At 56.6% G+C, this 22674-nt stretch carries 20 protein-coding genes; 16 read left to right on the top strand and 4 right to left on the bottom strand.

The window, feature by feature from the left end:
* Positions 1-513: 513 nt before the first annotated feature.
* Positions 514-2256, bottom strand: coding sequence for a phospho-sugar mutase (locus tag B5F90_RS05175; RefSeq protein WP_087361743.1), 1743 nt, complete (start codon positions 2254-2256; stop codon positions 514-516).
* A 228-nt stretch (positions 2257-2484) separates the two neighbouring features.
* Between B5F90_RS05175 and dnaA the strand changes: the two genes are divergently transcribed.
* The 12 genes from dnaA to B5F90_RS05115 all read left to right on the top strand — a co-directional run bounded on the left by dnaA (position 2485) and on the right by B5F90_RS05115 (position 14008).
* A complete protein-coding gene (gene dnaA / locus B5F90_RS05170; protein WP_087361742.1) occupies positions 2485-3897 on the top strand; it encodes a chromosomal replication initiator protein DnaA in 1413 nt (470 codons plus the stop codon).
* A gap of 227 nt (positions 3898-4124) precedes the next feature.
* The gene (locus B5F90_RS05165; protein WP_087361741.1) at positions 4125-4682 is read left to right on the top strand and encodes an STM3941 family protein; all 558 of its coding nucleotides are present in this window, start codon (positions 4125-4127) and stop codon (positions 4680-4682) included.
* 101 nt (positions 4683-4783) lie between these two features.
* The gene (locus B5F90_RS05160) at positions 4784-5698 is read left to right on the top strand and encodes a WYL domain-containing protein (protein ID WP_087361740.1); all 915 of its coding nucleotides are present in this window, start codon (positions 4784-4786) and stop codon (positions 5696-5698) included.
* Positions 5695-6237, top strand: a complete 543-nt coding sequence (locus B5F90_RS05155; protein ID WP_087361739.1) for a carbonic anhydrase — start codon at positions 5695-5697, stop codon at positions 6235-6237. The genes B5F90_RS05160 and B5F90_RS05155 overlap by 4 nt, the downstream gene beginning before the upstream one ends.
* Positions 6238-6341: 104 nt before the next feature.
* A complete protein-coding gene (locus tag B5F90_RS05150; RefSeq protein WP_087361738.1) occupies positions 6342-6560 on the top strand; it encodes a hypothetical protein in 219 nt (72 codons plus the stop codon).
* Between the two features lie 84 nt (positions 6561-6644).
* On the top strand, positions 6645-7109 hold the full coding sequence (bcp, locus tag B5F90_RS05145) for a thioredoxin-dependent thiol peroxidase (RefSeq protein WP_087361737.1): 465 nt from the start codon (positions 6645-6647) through the stop codon (positions 7107-7109).
* Positions 7110-7273: 164 nt separating this feature from the next.
* Positions 7274-7858, top strand: coding sequence for a hypothetical protein (locus tag B5F90_RS10805; RefSeq protein ID WP_143256108.1), 585 nt, complete (start codon positions 7274-7276; stop codon positions 7856-7858).
* Positions 7859-8188: 330 nt separating this feature from the next.
* Positions 8189-9202: a recombinase RecA gene (gene recA / locus B5F90_RS05135; protein ID WP_087361735.1), complete on the top strand. Its 1014-nt coding sequence runs from the start codon at positions 8189-8191 to the stop codon at positions 9200-9202.
* Positions 9203-9220: 18 nt separating this feature from the next.
* Positions 9221-11440, top strand: a complete 2220-nt coding sequence (locus tag B5F90_RS05130; RefSeq protein WP_087361734.1) for a RelA/SpoT family protein — start codon at positions 9221-9223, stop codon at positions 11438-11440.
* A 4-nt stretch (positions 11441-11444) separates the two neighbouring features.
* Positions 11445-11996, top strand: coding sequence for a hypothetical protein (locus B5F90_RS05125; RefSeq protein WP_087361733.1), 552 nt, complete (start codon positions 11445-11447; stop codon positions 11994-11996).
* Positions 11997-12440: 444 nt separating this feature from the next.
* Complete coding sequence (locus B5F90_RS05120; protein WP_087361869.1) at positions 12441-12830, top strand: HIT family protein; 390 nt, start codon at positions 12441-12443, stop codon at positions 12828-12830.
* A 656-nt stretch (positions 12831-13486) separates the two neighbouring features.
* Positions 13487-14008, top strand: a complete 522-nt coding sequence (locus B5F90_RS05115) for a helix-turn-helix transcriptional regulator (protein WP_087361732.1) — start codon at positions 13487-13489, stop codon at positions 14006-14008.
* A 246-nt stretch (positions 14009-14254) separates the two neighbouring features.
* Here B5F90_RS05115 and B5F90_RS05110 read toward each other — a convergent pair whose 3' ends face one another.
* Positions 14255-15619: a S41 family peptidase gene (locus B5F90_RS05110; protein WP_162607754.1), complete on the bottom strand. Its 1365-nt coding sequence runs from the start codon at positions 15617-15619 to the stop codon at positions 14255-14257.
* Positions 15620-16726: 1107 nt separating this feature from the next.
* Here B5F90_RS05110 and B5F90_RS05105 point away from each other — a divergent pair.
* The 4 genes from B5F90_RS05105 (at position 16727) to B5F90_RS05090 (ending at position 19966) form a co-directional block, all read left to right on the top strand.
* Positions 16727-17311 (top strand): CPBP family intramembrane glutamic endopeptidase, encoded by a 585-nt coding sequence (locus B5F90_RS05105; protein ID WP_162607753.1) that lies wholly within the window; start codon positions 16727-16729, stop codon positions 17309-17311.
* Between the two features lie 120 nt (positions 17312-17431).
* Positions 17432-18286, top strand: coding sequence for a zinc ABC transporter substrate-binding protein (locus tag B5F90_RS05100; protein WP_087361729.1), 855 nt, complete (start codon positions 17432-17434; stop codon positions 18284-18286).
* Positions 18283-19053 carry an ATP-binding cassette domain-containing protein gene (locus B5F90_RS05095; protein ID WP_087361728.1) on the top strand — a complete coding sequence of 257 codons (771 nt, stop codon included), beginning with the start codon at positions 18283-18285 and terminating at the stop codon, positions 19051-19053. Before B5F90_RS05100 ends, B5F90_RS05095 begins: the two co-directional genes overlap by 4 nt.
* 58 nt (positions 19054-19111) lie before the next feature.
* Positions 19112-19966: a hypothetical protein gene (locus B5F90_RS05090; protein WP_087361727.1), complete on the top strand. Its 855-nt coding sequence runs from the start codon at positions 19112-19114 to the stop codon at positions 19964-19966.
* A 33-nt stretch (positions 19967-19999) separates the two neighbouring features.
* On the opposite strand, the gene dcm is transcribed toward B5F90_RS05090, so the two are convergent.
* Positions 20000-21256 carry a DNA (cytosine-5-)-methyltransferase gene (gene dcm / locus B5F90_RS05085; protein ID WP_162607752.1) on the bottom strand — a complete coding sequence of 419 codons (1257 nt, stop codon included), beginning with the start codon at positions 21254-21256 and terminating at the stop codon, positions 20000-20002.
* A 400-nt stretch (positions 21257-21656) separates the two neighbouring features.
* The gene (locus B5F90_RS05080) at positions 21657-22445 is read right to left on the bottom strand and encodes a DUF6624 domain-containing protein (protein ID WP_143256107.1); all 789 of its coding nucleotides are present in this window, start codon (positions 22443-22445) and stop codon (positions 21657-21659) included.
* Positions 22446-22674 lie beyond the last annotated feature (229 nt).

The following is a 22674-nucleotide window of genomic DNA, read 5'->3' as shown; positions in this document are numbered from 1 at the left end:
GAAGGGAAGGCAGGGGGGAGAAGCAGAGGCAGGGGCGCGCGAGGAGCGGGAGCAAGGGCAGAGGCAGGGAAAGGCGCAGGGGAAGAGGCAGGGTAGAGACAAGGGTAGAGACAAGGGTAAGGCGAGCGCGGAGACAAAAGTGGGGACAGGCGTGGGACGAAGACAAGTGTGGGGCGTGGAGACAGGAGGAGAGGCAGGAGCAGGGCAGAGGCATGACAAGGGCAAACAAGGGGTAAGGAGCGAGGTTGAAAAGCAGGGACGGGGACTGAAAAGCAGGGGCGGGAACTGGAGCGAACAGAAAGAACAACGTACAGCGATAACCGGACAAAGCAGAGGCGAGGAGAGCTGAGGAGAGCCGGGGAGAGCCGGGCTGCAAAACGGACGGAAGAAGCCCGGAAACCCAGTACTCAGGTGCGTGAGATGAAGAAGCCCACGAGACGACTCGGCAAAAAAAGCCCCGGAACCTCCCTGCGGGAAGTTCCGGGGCTGAGCCGAAAGCCGTAGAGCAGATGACTACTCCAGCTTGAGGTCCTTCTTGATGCCCTCGATTTTGGCGTCGAGCTCGGCAAGCACCTTGTCGTACTCCTCAACCGAGTGCAGCGGAGCCTTCACACCGAAGTAGAACTTGATTTTGGGCTCCGTACCCGACGGACGTACCGAAACAATCGTGCCGTCCTCGGTGAACCACTGCAGCACGTTGCTGCTGTCCTGCACGATGGGGGTCTTCACGCCGCTCTTCACGTCGAGCGTCTCGAGCGTCTTGAAGTCGTTGATGCGCACCACGGGCGAGCCCAGAATCGTCTTGGGCGGGTTCTCGCGGAAGTCGGCCATCATCTTCTGAATCAGCTCGGCGCCCTCCTTGCCCTTGCGGACCACCGAAACGAGCCCCTCGCGGTAGAAACCGTACTTCACGTAGAGCTGCTGCAACCACTCGAAGAGCGTCAGGCCCATCGTATCCATGGCCCATGCGGCAGCCTCGGCCGCCATCGAGCAGGCCGATACGGCGTCCTTGTCGCGTACGTAGTCGCCGGCCAGATAGCCGAACGACTCCTCGCCGCCGCCGATGTACTGCGCTTTGCCCTCGTTCTCGCGGATAATCTTGGCAATGTACTTGAAGCCCGTCAGGCAGTCGTAGCACTTCACGTTGAAGAACTTGGCCACGGCATTGGCCATCTGCGACGTCACGATGGTCTTCACCACATACTGCTTGCCGTCGAGCTTGCCCAGCTCGGCCCAGCGCGTGAGCTGGTAGCTGAGCAGCAGCACGAGGGTCTGGTTACCGTTCAGCAGCACGTATTCGCCCTTCTTGTTGCGCAGCGCCACACCGATGCGGTCCGAGTCGGGGTCCGTGGCCAGTACCAGGTCGGCACCTTCGCGGGCCGCCAGGTCGATGGCCATCGACATCGTCTTGCGCTCCTCGGGGTTGGGCGACTCGACCGTCGGGAAGTTGCCGTCGACAACCGCCTGCTCGGGAACCAGCTTGACGTTCGTGAAGCCGAACTTGCGGAGCGAGGCGGGAACCAGACGCACGCCAGAGCCGTGGAGCGGCGTATAGATAATCTTCATGTCGTGGTGGTGCTTGATGCACTCGGGCGAAAGCGAGAGGGCATGCACGCGGTTCAGGTAGATTTCATCGAAGTCCTGACCCAGGATGTGGATGTTCTCGGGGTGGGCGCCCGTCTGAATCATGTTGATGTCGGTAATCTTCTCCACCTCGGCGATGATGTTCGTATCGTGCGGCGGCGTCACCTGCGCACCGTCGGTCCAGTAGGCCTTGTAGCCGTTGTACTCCTTGGGGTTGTGCGAGGCCGTCACCACAACGCCCGAGTGGCATTTCAGCTCGCGGATGGCGAAGCTCAGCTCGGGCGTCGGACGCAGCGCGTCGAAGAGGTAGACCGTGAAGCCGTTCGAGGCGAAGATGTCGGCCACACGCTCGGCGAACATGCGCGAATTGTTGCGGCTGTCGTGCCCCACGGCCACGCGAATCTGCTCGCCCGCGAAGTTCTTCTTCAGGTAGTTGGAAAGCCCCTGCGTGGCGGCACCCACCGTATAGACGTTCATGCGGTTCGTACCCACGCCCATGATGCCGCGCAGGCCGCCCGTACCGAACTCAAGGTCCTTGTAGAAGCTTTCGACAAGCTCCTTCATATCGTTGTCCATCAGGTATTTGACCTGTTTTTTGGTCTCTTCGTCGTAGGGACCGTCGAGCCATGCCTGCGCCTTGCGCAGTACCATTTGTTCCAGTTCGTTTGCCATAGTTGCTTATCTGTTTTATTTATAGTTTGATTCGTAAAACATCCAAAAATTTTATACGCAAATATAAGAAAAATTATTCGACAATTCAATATCAGCGAGTTAAAATTCGCACCCCGCCGACGTCTATTTTCGTATATATAAAAAAAGGAAATATGCAACCAAAATCCGGGAATCTTTTTACAAAATTATTCACAACTTTGTCTCGTCAAAATGTCACAAACCCGTACCATGTTAAACAACGCGCAGGCATATAGCGATATATGGCAGAACTGTCTTGACCGCATCAAAAAGCAGACGACCGAGGAGGAGTTTGCCAAGTGGTTTCTGCCCATCGTCCCGCTCGAGTTCGACGGCACGACGCTGCGTTTGCGCGTACCCAATGCGAGCTATGTGGACCAAATCGAGAAGAACTACATCCCCTTCCTGCGTCCCATCATCTCGCAGCTCTACGGGCAGCAGACCCGTCTGCACTACGCCGTGCCGAAATCCAACAAGCCCTCGATGCCGCTTCCGCCCGAAGCCGACACGACGGCCATTTCGCACTTCAGCACGCAGACCAACACCGCAAATATAAAGAATCCCTTCGTCATTCCGGGACTCAAGAAGATAATCATCGACCCGCAGCTCAGCCCGGCGCTCACCTTCGAGACCTTCATCGAGGGGGAATGTAACCGGCTGGCCCGTTCGGCGGGCATGTCCGTGGCGCTCAATCCGGGCAACAACCCCTTCAACCCGCTGTATATATACGGTAACTCGGGGCTGGGCAAGACCCACATCGTCCAGGCCATCGGCCACGAGGTGCGCCAGCGCCATCCCGAACTGCAGGTGCTCTACGTCTCGATGAACAAGTTCCAGGCGCAGTTCCAGACGGCCTACAAGAATGGTGAAATCCCCGATTTCATCCACTTCTACCAGATGATTGACGTGCTGCTCATCGACGACATCCAGGAGCTGACCGGAAAGACCGGTACGCAGAACGCCTTTTTCAACATCTTCAACCACCTGCAGCTGGCCGGCAAGCAGCTCGTCCTCACCTCAGACAAGCCGCCCGTCGAGCTGAAGGACATCGAGCAGCGGCTGCTGACGCGCTTCAAGTGGGGTCTTTCGGCCCAGATTGACACGCCCGACCGCGAGACGAAGGTGAAAATCATCCGCGCCAAGGCGCAGAAGCTCGGCACGGAGGTTTCGGAGGAGGTGATTGCCTACCTGGCCGACAACATCTCGGCCAACGTCCGCGAAATCGAGGGGGCCCTCTCGTCGCTTGCGGCCAATACCACCTTCCTGGGCCGCAAGATGACCGTGGCGCTGGCCAAGGAGATTCTGAAGGCCTACGTGAAGCTCTACCAGAAGGAGGTGACCATCGAGCACATCATCGAGGTGGTCTGCCAGTACCTCAACCTCGACTTCGAGCGCTTCAACTCCACGGAGCGGACGCGCGAGATTGCCCAGGCGCGACAGATTGCGATGTACCTCTCGAAGCAGCACACCAAGGCCCCGCTGACGGCTATCGGTGCAGCCATCGGCGGCCGCAACCACGCCACGGTGCTCCACTCGTGCAAGGCGGTAACCAATCTGATGGAGACGGACAAGAACTTCCGCCGCCAGGTCGAGGAGATTGAGAAGCTGGTGCTGGCCCAGTAGCCCGGAAGCCGGGGGGGGGCAGAAGAAGAACAGAAGAAGGGCAAAAGAAGGTCAGAAAAAAGAGCCGGAAAGAGGGACAGAGAAAAGAGCCGGAAGGCAGAGATGAAAGAGAAACCGGAGGGAGGGATGCGATTCATGCATCCCTCCCTCCGGTTTTCACATGAAAAGCGGCAAAGCCTCACGTCGCGATTTTTTTATATCTTTGTATACACCCAACTCCATACGCCGTGAATCCGAAATACGAAACCTGCCTTTTTCACCTCAGCCTCCGCAAAATCCTGCCCCTGCTGGCAGGAAGCATCGCCTTTGTCGGCGCGGGGGCATGGATGATTCTCCACGCCCAGAGTGACCCGTCGTGGGCAGCCCGCTACGTCATCCCCGCCATAGGGTGGCTGTCAATCCTCTTTTTCGGCACCTGCGGCGTCGGACTCTTCATTCTGCTTGTACTCCGCAGACGCTGCCCGCTGGTGATCGTATCACCCGAAGGGCTCCGGGTCAACACGATTTTCAGACCGACAAAGGGTTATTTCTTTCCCTGGAAGTCGATTGAGGGGTTCCGCCGGGAACGGATTGCCGGGAATGAACTCCTCGCCATCCATGTCCGCGACCTCGCACAGCGATACGACAGTTCCGGAATGCTGGAGAAGGCCAACATCGCTCTAACGCTGCGCATCTGCGACACGCCGTACACAATCAACGACCGCCTGCTCGATGCCGAACCCGGACAGTTGGAACACGTGCTCGAAGAGTACCTCGCAGCAAGGGGAGAGGCACGGCAGCAATAGACCTGCGCCGACCGCCATCCACCAACGGAGACAAAACTTGGCCGTGACAGCTCATGTCACGGCTTTTTCGTATCTTTGCCGGGCAAAAACGACCTCCGCACATGGACCAACCCAAGCTCGAACGGCTGCTGCGCCTCATGAAACTGCTCACGGCCAACACCACCTACAACGTCGACCAGCTGGCCGAACGGCTCCAGATGTCGCGCCGCACCATCTACCGCTACATCGATACCTTCCGCGAGGCGGGCTTCGTCATCAAGAAGACGGGCGACTGCATCCGGCTCGACAAGGCGTCGCCCCATTTCCGCGACATCTCGCAGCTGGTCCACTTCACCGAGGAGGAGGCCCATATCCTGAAGAGCGCCATCGAGAACATCGACGACACGAACCTGCTGAAACAGAACCTCAAACGCAAGCTCTACTCGGTCTACGACAACCGCACGCTGGCCGACACGGTCGTGCGCGGCAAGAACGCCCCCAACATCCGCCAACTGGTCGAGGCCATCGAGGAGGAGCAGCAGGTGACGCTGCGCGACTACCAGTCGGGCCACGGAGGAGGCGTCCGCGACCGGCAGGTCGAGCCCTTCGCCTTCACGACCAACTACGTGCAGGTGTGGTGCTACGACCTCGAGGACGGGCGGTGCAAGCTCTTCAAGACGGCGCGCATCGGTTCGGTCATTCCGACCGGCCGGCCGTGGCAGCATGCCGACGACCACGCCGAGGGCTTCATCGACCCCTTCCGCATGCACGGCGAGGAGCGGCACCGCGTACGGCTCGAGCTGGGCATGCTGGCCCGAAACCTCCTCTGCGAGGAGTATCCGCTCGCCGAACGCGACATCCGCCCGGCAGGCGAGGGGCGCTGGCTGCTCGACACCGAGGTGGCCAACTACGCCGGCGTGGGCCGCTTCGTGGTGGGGCTGCTCGACGACATCCGCATCGTCGACACCCCGGAGCTGAGCGAATACATAAGACGATATATTACTGAAAATCTGGATAAAACACACGACGAAAAATGATTGACGAAATTCTGGCATTCAACCGCCGCTTCGTGGCCGAAAAGGGTTACGAGCGGTATATTACGGACAAATACCCCAACAAGCGCATCGCGATTGTCACCTGCATGGACACGCGTCTGGTGGAGCTGCTGCCGGCAGCCCTCGGCCTGCGCAACGGCGACGTGAAAATCATCAAGAACGCCGGCGGCACCATCACCAACCCCTTCGACAGCACGGTACGCAGCCTGCTGGTGGCCATCTACGAGCTGGGGGTCACCGAGGTGATGATTATCGGACACACCAACTGCGGCGTGCAGGGGATGGACAGCGCCGAGATGCAGCACCTGATGAAGCAGCGGGGGATTCCCGAGCAGCACATCACGCTCATGAAGCACTGCGGCATCGACCTCGACGCCTGGCTCCACGGCTTCGACGATACCGAGGCGGCCGTTCTGGAGACCGTCGACCTGGTCCGCAACCATCCGCTCATCCCCGACGACGTGGTGGTCAAGGGGTACATCATGGACTCGACCACCGGCGAACTGCGGCCGATTCAGTAGCGGAGCCCCCGGCGGCAGGATTTTTTTTGCGCACTTTCGGGTTGTGTCACAAGTTGTCACTCTGAGGTTGTTCCTTTGCATCGTGAACCTAAAAGAAAACGACCATGGGAACAGCCTACAAAATCCGCTGCAAACACTGCGGCGCACAGTTCGAACACTCGACGCAACCCTATTTCGGCATGCTGCCCTCCTGCATCGGCTGCGGTGACGGAGGCTATGTCGAGACCGAGACGGCCATCCGCTGCCCGGCCTGCCGCCGCCGGCTGAACACCTCGCCCGAAGAGTTCAACGAGCAGGTGGAGGTGACCTACACGTGGGACTGAGGCGCAAAAAAAGTGGGGGCCCATGCATGGAAATCCGCGGAATTATATTAATTTTGAAAGGTAATTTCATCCGTTGAGAAACCTATGATTGCATTACGACCCGGGGATATGGCTCCCGACTTCAAATCGACCACGCAAGAGGGTGAACCTCTGTCGCTTGCGGACCTTCGCGGCCAGCGCGTCATCCTCTACTTTTACCCCAAGGACAACACCTCGGGGTGTACGCTCGAGGCCAAGAGCCTGCGCGACGGGCGCGACGAACTGGCCCGTCGGGGGTTTCGGATTATCGGCGTGAGCCCCGACAGCGAGCAGTCGCACCGCAACTTCTGCGCAAAGCACGATTTGAACTTCACGCTGCTGGCCGACACCGACCACTCGGTCTGCGAAGCCTACGGCGTCTGGGCCGAAAAGTCGATGTACGGGCGCAAGTACATGGGCGTTCTGCGCACGACCTTCATCATCGACGCCGAGGGGCGCATCGAGAAAATTTTCGAGAAGGTGCGCACGAAGGACCACTACCAGCAGATTCTGGAGGCCTACGACAAGTGACCCGCAGCCGCCCGGAGACGGCTGACGGAGACATCCGGAGGCGAACATCCGGACGGAGGAAGAACCAGGGGGAGTAGGGAACACCCCGGAATGGCAGAAATACTCGGTAACGGGAATCCTTGAGCTCAAGGGAGATAAACGGAGACAAAGCAAAAGGAGGAGACATGAAGACGAGACTGCTTACCATCGGCATGAGCCTGCTTTGCGGCATCGGGGTGCCTGGCGCCCAGACTCCGCAGCCGGCGCCGGCGCCACAGCCTCTTGCTGCACAGGAAGAGCTCCGGGCACAGGGAGAACATCCCGCTCGGGAAGCCCTCCCGGCGCAGGGCGAGCCTCCGCAGTGGGGCGGCGCACAGCACGGCGGGGATGAAATTCGGCCGCTCGACGACTCGCTGGCGCTCATGGAGCTGCTCTACGGCGAGCCGCTGACCCTTCCGGGCGACTGGCTCGGCCAAAGCGGCAATCCCTTTGCGCGGAAGGAGCGCAAGCAGAAGCAGCTGCAGCAGATGCGCGAACGGGCCCGAGCTTCGGTGCTCTCCATACCGCGCCTGTCGAACGACCTGGTCAACCGCACCGGGTTCCGGTGGCGGATGACGGTAGGGTATCTCCCGATGAACAACTGGAGTCCCTACGAGGACCGCTGGCTCGACGCCCGCATCATCCGCATGCCGCTGCCGCGTAACATGCGTCCCGACAAGCGGCCGCTGGCTGAGCAGCGTCGCGACGCGCTCCGCAAATCGCGGCGGTAGACTCCGGGGGGGGGCGGGAACGGCCCAAAAACGGAAACGACCCGAAGACCCGAGGAAAAGCGCAGAAACGCGAAGACCCGAAGGTGGGCGGAAACGGTCCGAAAGCGGGAAACGTCCAAAGGAGGCCCCGATAACGGAGTTGTGCCGAAGGTGGGCGCCCCCGCAAGCCGGCGCAGCTCCAAACAGCGGCAAAGACCAGGGCAAACGCAGCCGCGAAAGCAAAAGCAGGGGAGCGCGCTCCCCGAAACGGCACCCCGAAACGGCACCCCGAAACGGGGCGCACAACAACAAAAAGAACGAACAATTTATTCAGATAACGAACTACACACAATGGCAGAAAAAGTTCAGGTGAACGCGGACAAGCTCAAAGTGCTCAACGCGGTTATGGAAAAGATAGAGAAGGACTTCGGCAAGGGCTCCATCATGCGGATGAACAGCACGGAGATTGCCGACATCCCCGTCATCCCTACGGGCTCCATCACGCTCGACATGGCGTTGGGCGTGGGCGGATACCCCAAGGGACGTGTCATCGAAATTTTCGGTCCCGAATCGTCGGGTAAGACGACGCTGGCCATCCACGCCATCGCCGAGGCGCAGAAGGCGGGCGGTATTGCCGCATTCATCGACGCCGAGCACGCCTTCGACAGCGCCTATGCCCAGAAGCTGGGCGTCGATGTCGACAACCTGCTCATCTCGCAACCCGACAACGGCGAGCAGGCGCTCGAAATCGCCGACTCGCTGATTCGCTCGAGCGCCATCGACATCATCGTCATCGACTCGGTGGCGGCGCTGACGCCCAAGGCCGAAATCGAGGGCGAGATGGGCGACGCCAAGATGGGTCTTCAGGCCCGTCTGATGTCGCAGGCGCTGCGCAAGCTCACGTCGAGCATCTCGAAGACGAAGACCGTCTGCATCTTCATCAACCAGCTGCGCGACAAGATTGGCGTCGTCTACGGCAACCCCGAGACCACGACGGGCGGCAACGCGCTGAAGTTCTACGCTTCGGTGCGCATCGACATCCGCCGCATGTCGGTCATCAAGGACGGCGAGGACCAGCTCGGAACGCGCACCAAGGTCAAGGTGGTGAAGAACAAGGTGGCGCCCCCGTTCAAGCGTGCCGAATTCGACATCATGTTCGGCGAGGGCATCTCGAAAATCGGCGAAATCATCGACCTGGGCGTCGACTACGGAATCATCAAGAAGGCCGGCTCGTGGTTCTCGTACGGAGACCGCAAAATCGGCCAGGGCCGCGATGCGGTGAAGGAGCTGCTCAAGAAGGACGAAGCGCTCAGCGCCGAGATTGAGGCCAAGGTCCGCGAGGCCATGAAGGAGAAAAAGGAGTAATACCCCAAGTGTTTGCTTATGGATTATACTGCCGAGGATGAACTCATAATAAAGGAGAAATGGGACGACCTGCTCTTCTCGTGCACCAAAATATGCAAGAACGACGAAGACTGGAATCTGATTAAACGTGCATTTTTCCTCGCCAAAGAGGCCCATCAGGGGGTAAGGCGCCGCTCCGGCGAGCCTTATCTCCTGCATCCTATTGCAGTAGCCAAAATAGTCATCGAGGAGATTGGCCTGGGCGTCAAGTCGGTCGTCGCCTCGCTGCTGCACGACGTGGTGGAGGATACGGAGTACACCGTCGAGGACATGGAGCGCATCTTCGGCCCCAAAATCGCCTCGATGGTCGATGGCCTTACCAAGATGTCGGGCGTCTTCAACGCCGACACCTCGAAGCAGGCCGAATACTTCCGCAAGGTGCTGCTGACCCTCTCGGACGACGTGCGGGTCATCCTCATCAAGATTGCCGACCGCCTGCACAACATGCGCACGCTCGGCTCGATGCCGCTCAACAAGCAAATCAAAATCACGAGCGAGACCATCTACCTCTTCGCGCCGCTGGCCTACCGGCTCGGGCTCTACTCCATCAAGAGCGAGCTGGAGGACCTCTGCATGAAGTACCGCTTCCCGCAGGAGTACGCCGAAATCACCCGCAAACTGAGCGAATCGGAGGCCTCGCGCCAGGAGTTCGTCGACAAGTTCAACGCCCCGATTATCGCGGCGCTCAACCGCGACAAAATAAACTACGAGATATCGGCCCGCGTCAAGAGCGTCTACTCCATCTGGAACAAGATGCAGCGCAAGCAGATACCCTTCGAGGAGGTCTACGACCTGTTCGCCATCCGGATTGTCTTCAAGCCGCTTCCGTTCCCCTCCGAGAAGACGCAGTGCTGGCAGATTTACTCTTCCATTACAGACACCTACACCCCGAAACCCGACCGCCTGCGCGACTGGATTTCGATGCCCAAGGCTAACGGCTACGAGGCGCTGCACTCGACGGTCATGGGCCCTGACGGCGTATGGGTCGAGGTGCAAATCCGCACGCAGCGCATGGAGGAGATTGCCGAACGGGGATTCGCCGCCCACTGGAAGTACAAGCATGCGACCATCTCGCAGGACGAGGACGAGTTCGACAAGTGGCTCAAGCAGATTCGGGCGGCGCTGAACAGCCCGACGGAGAATGCCGTCGACTTCCTGGACAACTTCAAGTTATCGCTGTACACCAGTGAAATAGTGGTATTTACACCAAAGGGAGAATCACGTAAGTTGCCCTTCGGCGCCACGGCGCTCGACTTTGCCTACGACATCCACTCGAAAATCGGCAACAACGCTATCAGCGCCAAAATCAACCACAAGCTGGAGCCCATCACCACGACGCTCAACAGCGGTGACCAGATTGAAATCATCACGGCCGACAACGCCCGACCCAAGCCTGAGTGGCTCGACATCGTCACGACGGCCAAGGCCAAGCAGGCCATCAAGAGCTTCCTCAAGCGCGAGCGGCAGCACAACATCGAGCACGGCATGCAGATGCTCGACGACAAGATGAAGGAGCTCAACATCAAGCTCAGCGGCCGCGTGCTGCGCAAAATCGTCCCGGCCTACGGCTGCCGCAACAAGGAGGAGCTCTACAGCAAAATCGGCGCGGGAATCGTCACCATCGACACGCTGGAGAAGACCCTCAAGGTCGACTCGAAGAGCAAGATACTCAAGTTCTGGACCCTCTTCATCCCCAAGAAGGAGGAGCCCGAGGAGGGCGATGCTCCCGTGTCGCCGGGTGAGATACAGCCTTCGCCCGACGTGGAGGCCGAACCACAGTTCCGCATCGCCGAGTGCTGCAAACCCATTCCGGGCGACAAGGTCGTGGGCTACCGCGACCCGGCCAGCGGCGACATCATCGTCCACAAGGCAACCTGCGACGAGCTGAACCGGCTGGCCAGCCAGTTCGGCAACAACATCGTCAAGGAGGAAATCAAGTGGTCGCAGCACAAGGCGATGTCCTACCTGGTGACGGCCGAAATCCGCGGCATCGACCGGATGGGCATCCTGCTCGATTTGGCCAAGGTCGTCAGCGATGACTTCAACATCAACATCCGCGAGGTGAACATCCACAGCCACGACGGCATCTTCGAGGGAAGCGTCAGCCTCTACGTGAAGGACGCCGAGGGTCTGAACGCCGTCATGGACCGCATCCGCCAAATCAAAGGCATCGAAACCGTCAAACGAGCCATGAACTGAGACCATGGAAGACTACGCGCCCATACTCTGGCTGCTGTTCATCGTCGTATCGATGGGCTTTTCGGCGCTCTCCAAGGCCCGCAAGCGGGCTGCACGGCGAGCCGACGAGACCGAAGAGGGGCAGGAGCGCAACGCCGGGCAGGGCCATCCGACCGTTCCACGCTATCCGACCCCGGGCAGCGGTCTGCCGGAGGGTTTTCCTCTGCCGCAACAACGCAGCCGTCGGCCGGCCACTTCGCCCTCGACCGGAGGCGCAAAATCCACTACGCAACAGACCGCTGCACAACGGGCGACCGCACAACAGGCCGCTGCGTCGCGGTCGCAGACGGCGGCAACCGCATCTTCCCAACACGGACTGCAGCACGCGGGCGAAAGCCTCCAACGCAGGCACAGCAACATATCGGCCGCCCAGCCGCAGGTTATGGCGGCAATGCGCGAAAAGGAGCCCGTACGGTTGCCGGAAACGGAGGAGACGGCCAATGAGATAGTCGCGGAGTTCGACCTGCGCAAAGCGGTCATTTACGCCGAGATTCTGAAGCCCAAATTCGAGGAGTAACATAACACCAAACAACCGAGCCGCGGACAAACTGTCTATATGAACATGACTTCGATGAGCGAAGCGAACAACGAGGTGCACCGCCCGGGAAGAATGAAGCGCGGAAAACCGAGGCTCGCAGACATGGGATGCGCGCCGACGCCTGGCGAGGCACCCTGCAGCTGACCGGCACCCGATGATTCGGCAGGGAGGTGCCCACGGGCTTTTCTACAGCCCCGGTTGCCGACCTTCGACCAGATGGACCGGCGAAGAATCTCCCGCGGCAAGAAGCCGTTAAGCGAGACACAAAACCGTCCCATAGAGAGGCAACACATAGAGGCACACGAAGCACACGACGCGCCTAACCGCCCCGGCCGGAGCGAACCGCACCGGACAGAGACCGGGATAGACGCCCGGTGCCGCATCAAGACAACGGAAACAATAACATTCAACACTATTCAGATTATGGCATCCATCTTTTCACGCATCATTGCGGGGGAGATTCCCTCCTACAAGGTCGCCGAAGACGACCGCTACTACGCATTCCTCGACATCAATCCGCTGGCCAAAGGGCATACGCTCGTCGTTCCCAAGAAGGAGGTCGACTATATCTTCGACCTCGATAACGAAACCCTTGCCGGCATGATGCTCTTTGCCAAGAAGGTTGCAGCCCGAATCAAGCGGGAAACCGCCTGCAGGAAGGTGGCAGTAGTGGTACTGGGACTCGAAGTTCCCCATGCACACATCCATCTGATACCGATGAACAGCGAAAACGACGTCGATTTTCACCGCGAAAAGCTCCAACTGACTCCGGAAGAGTTCCGCGAAATTGCGGAAAAGCTCTCCAGGGAGTAGGTTGTTAACAAACAGGTAACTGATTATTCCTGAGCGGAGTAGGATATCTTTATCCTGCTCCGCTTCTTTATTATTTAACATAATCTGAGCTGCAAACAGAGTTGTAAACAAAAGATATGAACAGCCGAGCGGAATACGCCAAAAACGGTCAAAAAGTAGGGTAGGGAGGTGCTTATTTTACAATTGTAAAGATTAGGGAGAGGGATATTTTCCAGTTGTAATTACATATGTAAAAAGAATAGTGCTGCTTGCCCTGTTAATAATATATATTTGTAAATTATCGATAAACGCTCATCCGGGTGCAATTTCTCGGCTACAACCGCTGTTAAACCACTAAACATGCACCATTAAATACTTCATAATATCAATATTTTACGAAATTTACATCAACGAACGATAAACCAAAACAATAGAAGATGCAAGCACGCCGGCGTAGAGGGCGCACAACAAGATTTTATCATTGATATTACACTGAAAACGAGTATTTTAATTAATACAGTATAAAGTAAAAACAAACGTAACAACGAAGGGCAACTTTTAACGGAATTTATTTGTTTCCATTTGTAAACATTATCAACAGTTATTGACATTTTACAAATAGCAAATTTTCTTGATTTACAAATGAAAAGTGTTTATATTTGTAAAAAATTACGCTGATGAGGGAGAAATTGCTCGATATCATGAAAAGTGAAGGTTTGAAGCCAAGCCAGCTGGCCGAAAGACTCGAAATCAATCCGGCGGGAATCTCCCACATTCTGGCCGGGCGCAACAAGCCCAGCTTCGATTTTCTGCAAAAGATGCTGCTGAAATTTCCCCGGCTCAGCCCCGACTGGCTTCTGCTCGACAAGGGGCCGATGTACCGGAGTGACACGACCGCCGCAGCAACGGGTGCGGCGGTGAATGGCGGGTCGCCCGAAGTTGGAGTCGGGACAGGAATCGGAGCCGGAGCGGCCGGTCAGACCAGGGCGAAGAGTCCGGCCGGGACAACGCTCTTCGGTCCGGCGGCTGGAGACGCCTCCATCGCAACGCCATCGACCGCATCAGCCGGAGCATCGTCGGCTGCCCTCACCTCAGAGGCATTGCAGCAGGTTGCCCTGCGCGGACACGGATTGGTGCGCCGCATCGTTATCCTCTACGACGACCACACCTTCGAAAGTTACACGCCGTCGGAGCGATAATTCCGGCAACCGGTCGGAACGACTCTGAATATCGCAAACACGGAGGGTTAAAATCGGGCGGAAAACAGGGAAAGAACCCCGTTACATCCTGATTATCCGGGCAGAAAATTCATGCAGGCCAGACATCGGCTCACAACGGTACAGGCATCAATCCGTACAGGATGGGTGCAATCTGGAGGCGATAATAAAAAAGGAGGAAATCGAAATGATTCCCTCCTTTTCATTTTATGGTTACGGGCGCACTTTTCAGATACGAGCCCCGTTCAGACAGTCGATTGCCGCCTCCATCTGTTCGTCCCGACCCTGCATCAACCCCTCGGCAGTCGGTTCGACCACACGGTCAATCTTCACACCGCGACGCTGAGCGTTCAGCCCGTCGGGATAGCAGACACCGAGACCGGTGAGGCTGAATGACGCATAGGGCAGCTGGATGCGCGTTACGTTTCCGTCGGCGCCGGCCGTTTGGCTGCCAATGGTCACGACGCCCGGAATGGTCTGCAGGAACATTGTGAAATACTCGGACATCGACTGCGAGCAGGCATCGACCAACAGCACGACCTGCCCCCGGAAAAGCCGACCGGAATCGGAGCTCCGCTCCGTCGACTCGACCCAACGTACGACGGTTCCCGGAGTGTCGGCCTGAGGCAGCAGCACGGCAACTGCCTCCCGGGCCTCGGGAAAGAGATACTCCGGAAGCAGCTTGTGGATTACATCGTACTCGGCTGGATATGCACGCAGGTCGATAATCAGCTTGTCGTACCTCTTCAGCAGCTCCTCAAGCTCGGGTTCATCGTCGCACGTAAGCGAGCCGATACGGATGCAGGCGATGCCGTCGGCCACCTCTTCGAACGTCGGCTTTTGGGGCGAATACAGATTCGCGTATATCCGTCCGACAAAATGCTCGCCATCGACCGTGGAGAGGGTCGACGTGCGGAGCTCCCCGCGGCTCCGATACTCGAGCTGCACCTCCTCCTTCGCCGTGAGCAGCGATGCATAGGAGCCGTCGCGCATGAGCGCAGCACGGTTGGAGCAGGACATGTAGGGCGCGAGTTCCGCCAAACGTTCGACCGGGCTTTTGCCGTCGATACGGAGAATCTCGTCCCCGACGCGGAAATCATTGGGCACAAGCGTACAGGTGTCCGTAACGAAGAGTCGCTCCCCGGCGAAGCGGCACACGACGGGGACGAAGCGGCCCCCGAAGAGCGGAATAAACCACGAATTGACATGCGAGTCGCACAGTTCGGATACCATGCGGGAGTAGAGCGCCATGAAGTCGACCGAGGAGTCGAATGCCATGGCCGTATAGTCGCGAAGCACCTCGTCCCACGGGCGGTCCGTCAGATTGCGGTTCGGGGAGTAGCTGTCGACGGCGTTCCAGAATTTAGCCACACCGAGCAGTCTGTATGCGATGTCTTCGTCCGGAATATCCGTATATTCCGGCTCGATGTATGAGACGTTGACAGAGGTCTGCTCCACATATCTGTTTTTGCCCGGGTCCGCCTGACGGATTTCAGCCAACATGCGGCTCAGGGGCGCACCCAGCTGCAGCGTGTCGTAAATCCATGCGAAATCGTTGAAGACTTCGCACTTCACGCTGCTGTCGGAACGCATGGAAACAGGTCCCAATGCGGCAATCCACTCCGCGAACACCGCGTTGCGAGCCGAGTCCGGCGCATTTATAATACGGTGCAGCAGCGTGAAATACTCGGCATCGGCATTCAGCGATTTCCTGGCGAATGCCGGATGGTGGTACTTGACAAAGCCCCATATCCGGGCGGCCTGTACCGCCGCGGAGCGCTGCGCGCTGTCGGGCGCCTCGGGGAGTACCAACGCAGCCCGGGCCTCCTCGGTCGAAGGCGATTGAACGGAGCTGCCGCCACAGCATGCAAGGGTCAAGGCCGAAAAGAGAAGTACGGCCGAAGATGTGAACAGGTTCCTTTTCATTGGTCGGAATTATTGCTGTCGAAGATAAGAGTCATGCCCAAAAGAAATCCAAGGATAATTGTAACATCCATCAAATATAGTCATATTTGGCAGGAGATGCAACAGCCAGGGACAACGCAATTCGGCAAAATACGGAACGCCGGAGGGATTCGCAGCAGACGAGGAATGAATTAATATTTACATTATGTTAAATTATTAACGGGTAAATAGGGAATAGCCTACTCGAACCCGACACCGGTCCCTCCGGATTGGCAAACCAGGTGCAGAGAACCCGATGCATTGAAAACCAACACTTTTTTGCCCGAACGTAATCGCGCAAAACGGCTGACGGACACATATATACAAGGAGCATTGCGCGTATAAAATATGGCGCCAGCCGCGGACAGGTAAAGCCCCACAATCCTCACAGCTCAAAACAGACTCATCCACAGCAACATACGCCGCCATTATACGCTCAACAGCGCCCGGTTGCAACAATGAGCATTACACGGTTCAAACTCAAGGAGCTGGAGTGTCCTCACTTGCAAAAGCTCCCTCACCAACCGCGCAAAGGGCTGCTGCAAGCACAAAAACTCCCCTTTCAAACAAAAAAAGCAAAATGTTTTGGTTTATATTATAAACTTATTAATATTAACAAAGAAAGATACGACCTGAACCCCGCATAAAGACCGGACCACACAGCAAATCACCGAATTGCGATAAAAAATGGAAAAATCGAACGACCACCGACAAAGACGAACCGCAGCCATTGTACTCGCTGCAACAGCGGCCTTCATGACCACATTCATTGTCATCTGGTGCGTGAACGGCCCCGAGAAATTTCTGAACTATCTGGGCTTCAGCCGTTCCGGAGAGGTCCTACCCCACGCCTGGCTCCTGGCCGCGGCAACGGCCGCCGGTTACATTGCCTACACGGCCCGCATGATTCCCGAAGTCCGGCAGAATCTTCTCTGTTTCAAAGGTTTGCTCAAATGGCTGGGCATCTATGCCGGATTTGCGGGCGGAATCGTCGAAGAGGCCCTCTTCCGTCAGATGCTGATGGACTGGCTCCAGGGCAACGGAGCGTGCGCGCTGATGCAAATCGTGCTCTCGGCCCTTGCCTGCGGCCAGATACACCTCTCGTGGTCGCTCCTGGGCGGGAACCTGCGTACAGGGGCAGCCTCGGCGGCATCGACCGCGGCACTGGGCCTGCTGCTCGCAGTAGTCTACGTCGCAGCGGGGCGCAATCTGCTGCCTGCCGTGGCGGCACATGTGCTCATCAACCTCTTCGTCGAGCCGTGGCTGATACTGAGCGCCGTCGGAGCCAGCCGCCACGAACCCACCCGCCAACCGCATGAAACACAGCCGCGGCGAAATTGAAGAGGACCTACACCCTATGCGCACAAACCGGGGACACCAGCGATGCAACCGGAAGACATACGCAACCCGGAGTGCGGCAACCGCGGTTTTTTCTTATCTTTGTCGCAAGAAACATCCACCATGAGAAAATACCTCCTTCTACTCGTCACTACCCTGCTGCTGGCCGCGTGCGGCGAAACACCCCGGACGGACGACCGCACGATGGTCGTCTCGATTCTGCCGTTGCGCACTATCATCGGCGGCATCGTCGGCTCTGATTTCGACATCGAGGTGCTTGTTCCCGCCGGAGCGAGCCCCGAAACCTTCGAACCCACGCCGCGCCAGTTCGCCCGCATGAACCGCGCACGACAGATTTTCAGCGTGGGACTCATCGACTTCGAGAACTCGCTGCTCTCGAAGCTCGAGGAGCCCCAGCGCGTCGTCAACCTGAGCCGCGGCATCGAGCTGATTGAGGGCAGCTGTGCACACCACCACGACGGCCACGAACATGCCCTCGGCGTCGACCCCCACATCTGGACCTCGCCGCGCGCACTCCAGCAGATGGCAGCAAACGCCTACGAAGCCATTCATGCCGCCTATCCCGATTCGACAAAATACACGCTTAATTACGGCAAACTGCAGGCGGCCCTGCAACAGCTCGACCGCCAGGTGGGCAGTCGGCTCAAGGCGGCCGGAACGCGCTATTTCCTGATTTACCATCCGGCCCTCACCTACTACGCCCGCGACTACGGCATCCGCCAGGTGGCCATCGAGAACGAGGGCAAGGAGCCCTCGGCCCGAGAGCTGACCCGCATCATCAAACAGGCCCGGGCCGACGGCATCACCCGCATCCTCTACCAGAGCCAGTTCCCGGCATCGGCCGTCGAAATCATCGCCCGCGACCTCAATGCCACGAGCGTCGCCATCGACCCGCTGCGCGAGGATGTCCTGGCGAACATCGCCGAAATCACCGACCAAATCACCGCCCGCCCATGAACCTTGTCTCCATGCGCAACGTGAGCGTCAGCTACGACGGCTACGAGGCGCTCCGCAACGTCAACCTCGACATCGCCGACGACGACTTCATCGGCATCATCGGCCCCAACGGAGGCGGCAAAACCACGCTGGTCAAGGCGATTCTCGGCACGGTACCCTATCGCGGCACCATCACGCTGGCTCCGGAGCTCTTCCACGGCAAGGAGCGGCTGATTGGCTACATGCCGCAGCTCTCGAACTTCGACCGTTCGTTCCCCATTTCGGTGGTCGAAACGACCCTCTCGGGGCTCCAGGGACGCCGCGGCTTCCGCTCCCGCTACACGCGCGAAGACCGCGCCAAGGCCCTTGCGCTGCTCGAGGCTGCGGGCATCGGTGAGGTGGCGCACCACCCGATTGGCGAAATCTCGGGCGGACAGATGCAGCGGGCGCTGCTCTGCCGGGCCATCATCTCCGACCCGAGGCTGCTGATACTCGACGAGCCGGCCAACTTCGTCGACAACAAGTTCGAAAAGGAGCTCTACCACATGCTCCATGAGCTGAACAGCCGCATGGCGATTGTGATGGTTTCGCACGACATCGGAACCATCACAAGCGTCGTCAAGGAGATTGCCTGCGTCAACCGTCAGGTGCACCGCCACCACTCGAACCGCATCACCGAGGAGCAACTGCGCAACTACGACTGCCCGATTCAGCTGCTGACCCACGGCGTCGTTCCCCACACGGTGCTCGAGCACCATCCCGGCGACGGCTGTCCGGACCATGAATAACAAAAAAGGGGCTTGAAAGCCCCTTTTTACTCATTACCAACCCTTAACAAGACCTTATATGATTAATCTTACAAATTATGCTCTAAATGTAAAGGTCGATTCTCCTGCCTTCAAACGCGAAGTATACGAGAAGCGGTTAGACCTAATTGACATTGCACTCGGATGGCCCGGTTCGGCGACAGAAGGCACAATGATTTTCAACAACATATGGGAATACGCGCAAGAATTAAGCTATAAAGTCAGCTTGGGAAAGTACGGAAAAGAGTTCTATGAATCCGGTCAAACCGGCAATAATCAGAAGAATTGTAACGACATGCGCCCTTCAGTACTAAAGGATGGTGTTGTGATTGATTCCGTACGAGGTGGATTCGATGACATTTTCCGCCTCATGGAATCCTGTCTTTCAAAGCCAAACAGCAAAGACCTCCTGGTTGCCTTTGCTACTCTCTTCTATAGGAACGCACTACTAATTGACCACCGCATAGACAACATAGACAACAAGCACTACTATATTTACGAACCACCCCGCCAACTGCTCGACCTGATTTGCTCATCAATATCTTCCTACGAAGGAATTCCGATGGAAGTATATATCCATTTCCTGGATGCCATAGGATTCAATGAGGATGTCAAATATTTCACTCAGGGAAAATTACAAAAGAAGACCGGCATTGGGCGAGAAAACAACATGAAGACCTATACACACGATGCATGTTGTCTGCTCGGTCACACATCCTGGGCTGATTTCATATACAAACTAATAAGGAGCTATGGCGTATCACCCATATCCAATCAGGAGATGGCATCCTTTTTCCCTGAATTGGGTATTGAATGCAATGAGCGTCGGAGAAGAGTCAGGTCAGCAGCATCGACGCCAATATCCATTACCCAAATTATCGACCAATACTTATAGGGCAAATACGACCACCACACAGCACAACTCATTCTATTTCAATCGACGATAAATTTCTGCTCCTATCCTTGTAACAATTCCACACACGAGAGCATTTCCCATAAGGAATGCTCTCTTTGTATCGTTCTGACCTTCGGTATGGCCATCGGGGAACATGTTCAATCGCTCCAATTCCAGAGGAATCAGCCTCCTCAGCCGTCCATTTTCAGGGTCGCGAATTACATGTTTGAAACGGGAAGCCGTAGCACCGCCCTCACTCGTTATAATAGTTCGCGAAGGCTTATCCAAAGCATCTGGGAAAGCCATCCCCCCCTCATTATAAGTAAATTCAAACCCCTCCTTGGTCCTGCGAACTTCATGTTTTGCGCCTTTCAGGTATTCCCATTTGGACAATTCCTGCTCAGGAATGTAGAACTCGTCCTTTACCAAAGCGTGTTCCTTTCCCAACGCCAAAATATCCCCCAAAGTCGTATACGGCCCTGAATAACTGCTCTCCACTCTGACAGACCATACTTGACCATCAATCATAATCCCAGCATTTTCAAATGGTCTGAGTTTATTCTCCGCATTAAATTTCTGACTCAAATCAGCCAAATCATCACCATCCTTTTTCAGTCGAAACGGGAATAGCTGCGCCCCAAACAACCCGTTAACATCCTTATTCACAACCGGAAAAGCCGAAGCAAATACTCCATCGCGAAAAAGCCAGGACGCAGAATCAACAATAGATGAAGCTATCGGACTGCCTTTTCTGTATGCCAAAATATAGGTTCTCCGACGCCGCTGAGGCATTCCATAATCCGCAGCATTAATCACTCGCCACTCAACTACGTAGCCATTATCCGCCAAAGATTGCAATATCACGGCAAAGTCTCTCCCGCGCTGCATTGCTGGAGAAATCAGCAAGCGATCGACATTCTCCAAAAATAATATCTGCGGAGCGCGCTCCCCCTTCTCTCGCACAATCCGTTCAATTTCCCACCAGAGAACACCTTTCTTACCCACAAGTCCTGCAGCCTGTCCAAGATTTCGAGCAACGGAATAATCCTGACAGGGGAAACCTCCACACAACATATCATGGTCAGGGATATCCTCTGTCTTTACCGTTGCAATATCCGCATTTACATGGCCCTTAGAGCCAAAACGAGCTACATAAACCTCCGATGCATGCTGCCTTTTCGTTGCAGGTTCAAACTGATTGCTCCACACCGTATCAAAAAAGTTCTCATCTACCCGATTCAAACCGACTCTGAAACCACCAACTCCAGCGAATAACTCTATTACTTTCATCAAATATCTGTTAAGCAAAGCACAACTACAACGGACAAGTGCTCAAGCCCATGGCATAAGGCTTCGCATATTCTAAGAATAAAGTGTAAAATTACGGATATTTTATCATCAAAACAAATACCGAGGCACCCATGTCTGGCCTCAAGAAATCAGACCTTGTGAATCTGACCTGCGGTTCGTCTCCGGTTATTCGGAAACTCCTCCTTGTTTGGTGTGGCTATCTACACACATGGTGGCACATTAATTCTTCAAGGTCAAGCAGCAATTGCACCTAAAGGCCAGTGACCATCCGTTCGCCTGCCAGCTAGCTGCACCACTCCCCGGCTCGACTCCTCGTTCCAGAGCGGTTCCAGCAACAAATTCAGCCGAACGCCCCCCCGAAAACGAGCCACAAAGCAGACTATTTATCAGTCCGCACAGCATCGCGCCGGTGCCTGTACCATGAGTCAAAGATTGACTCGTGCAGTTGCAAATGGGTTTTGTAGTACTCCATACTCCAGCCCTGCTCCAAGCCGCAATCCGACATATACACCTGCAAGGGCTCCATACCTAAGCTCGCACGCAGTGAATCAACCCGCTCTGCATCCTGCAACGGCACCAGATAATCGCCCCCACCTTTGGCTATCCGTTGAGTACCATAGATTTGCCGCTCGCCCCGATTCATGAGACATCGGTCCGTGAGAAAGGCGTATTGCCACCCCTCGGCCGCACCGCTTTGGACCGCATCTCTCAGAACCGGCAGGTACTTATTTTGAATCAACGAGTCCTGAGTGTGCTGTATACACAGGAACAGAGCCTCGTTGGCTTCATAGCCGACCTCCTCAGGGGCAAGCCAACCGTATCGGTCAATAATTTCAGCGACACGGCTGGCATTTCGGCAGTCTATCTGCTCCATCATCCGCCTGATTTGGGAGACATCCCTGTCCTTCTTCCGGGCATCGAGCAGCAGCAACCGAATTCCCTGGTCCATGTTTCTTATCCCGGTCAACTCCATGGCGATGGAATATAATTCGGCATTATAGGTTCTCTCATACGCATCGGGCAATCGGTCGCAGGTTCTGCCAAACGAAGCAGTATCGCCCTGTTCAAGATAAAAATAGCAGCTATCTGCCACATCAGAAAAGCTTTGCGCGTTCAGTCTGAGCGTTGTGAACGCAAGCAGCACCGCCGCATAGAAAATAGGCTTCATGCTCATGTATGCTAAATCAATACAAGTCTAAAAACTGATAGAAACAGAGTGCAAAGATAGCATTTTACACTTTACACCGAAACCGAAGACCGAAGACCAACGCCCGCCTTCCGCGCGCCGTTCGCCTATGGGCACAAAAAAAGGTCAGACCTTGTGAGTCTGACCTTGAAGAGGCGGCTACCTACTCTCCCACGGGAGAACCGCAGTACCATCGGCGTAAGTGAGCTTA

Source organism: Alistipes sp. An31A, from assembly GCF_002159425.1.
Lineage (GTDB): Bacteria > Bacteroidota > Bacteroidia > Bacteroidales > Rikenellaceae > Alistipes > Alistipes excrementigallinarum.
The sequence above is the reverse complement of the archived record's forward strand: the minus strand, read 5'-3'. Positions and strand labels throughout refer to the sequence as shown.

Coding starts and splice junctions, on each gene's coding strand:
- B5F90_RS05175 (WP_087361743.1), bottom strand. CDS start 2,256: ATGGCAAACGAACTGGAACAAATGGTACTGCGCAAGGCGCAGGCATGG.
- dnaA (WP_087361742.1), top strand. CDS start 2,485: ATGTTAAACAACGCGCAGGCATATAGCGATATATGGCAGAACTGTCTT.
- B5F90_RS05160 (WP_087361740.1), top strand. CDS start 4,784: ATGGACCAACCCAAGCTCGAACGGCTGCTGCGCCTCATGAAACTGCTC.
- B5F90_RS05155 (WP_087361739.1), top strand. CDS start 5,695: ATGATTGACGAAATTCTGGCATTCAACCGCCGCTTCGTGGCCGAAAAG.
- B5F90_RS05150 (WP_087361738.1), top strand. CDS start 6,342: ATGGGAACAGCCTACAAAATCCGCTGCAAACACTGCGGCGCACAGTTC.
- bcp (WP_087361737.1), top strand. CDS start 6,645: ATGATTGCATTACGACCCGGGGATATGGCTCCCGACTTCAAATCGACC.
- B5F90_RS10805 (WP_143256108.1), top strand. CDS start 7,274: ATGAAGACGAGACTGCTTACCATCGGCATGAGCCTGCTTTGCGGCATC.
- recA (WP_087361735.1), top strand. CDS start 8,189: ATGGCAGAAAAAGTTCAGGTGAACGCGGACAAGCTCAAAGTGCTCAAC.
- B5F90_RS05130 (WP_087361734.1), top strand. CDS start 9,221: ATGGATTATACTGCCGAGGATGAACTCATAATAAAGGAGAAATGGGAC.
- B5F90_RS05125 (WP_087361733.1), top strand. CDS start 11,445: ATGGAAGACTACGCGCCCATACTCTGGCTGCTGTTCATCGTCGTATCG.
- B5F90_RS05120 (WP_087361869.1), top strand. CDS start 12,441: ATGGCATCCATCTTTTCACGCATCATTGCGGGGGAGATTCCCTCCTAC.
- B5F90_RS05115 (WP_087361732.1), top strand. CDS start 13,487: ATGAGGGAGAAATTGCTCGATATCATGAAAAGTGAAGGTTTGAAGCCA.
- B5F90_RS05110 (WP_162607754.1), bottom strand. CDS start 15,619: ATGCGTTCCGACAGCAGCGTGAAGTGCGAAGTCTTCAACGATTTCGCA.
- B5F90_RS05105 (WP_162607753.1), top strand. CDS start 16,727: ATGACCACATTCATTGTCATCTGGTGCGTGAACGGCCCCGAGAAATTT.
- B5F90_RS05100 (WP_087361729.1), top strand. CDS start 17,432: ATGAGAAAATACCTCCTTCTACTCGTCACTACCCTGCTGCTGGCCGCG.
- B5F90_RS05095 (WP_087361728.1), top strand. CDS start 18,283: ATGAACCTTGTCTCCATGCGCAACGTGAGCGTCAGCTACGACGGCTAC.
- B5F90_RS05090 (WP_087361727.1), top strand. CDS start 19,112: ATGATTAATCTTACAAATTATGCTCTAAATGTAAAGGTCGATTCTCCT.
- dcm (WP_162607752.1), bottom strand. CDS start 21,256: ATGAAAGTAATAGAGTTATTCGCTGGAGTTGGTGGTTTCAGAGTCGGT.
- B5F90_RS05080 (WP_143256107.1), bottom strand. CDS start 22,445: ATGAAGCCTATTTTCTATGCGGCGGTGCTGCTTGCGTTCACAACGCTC.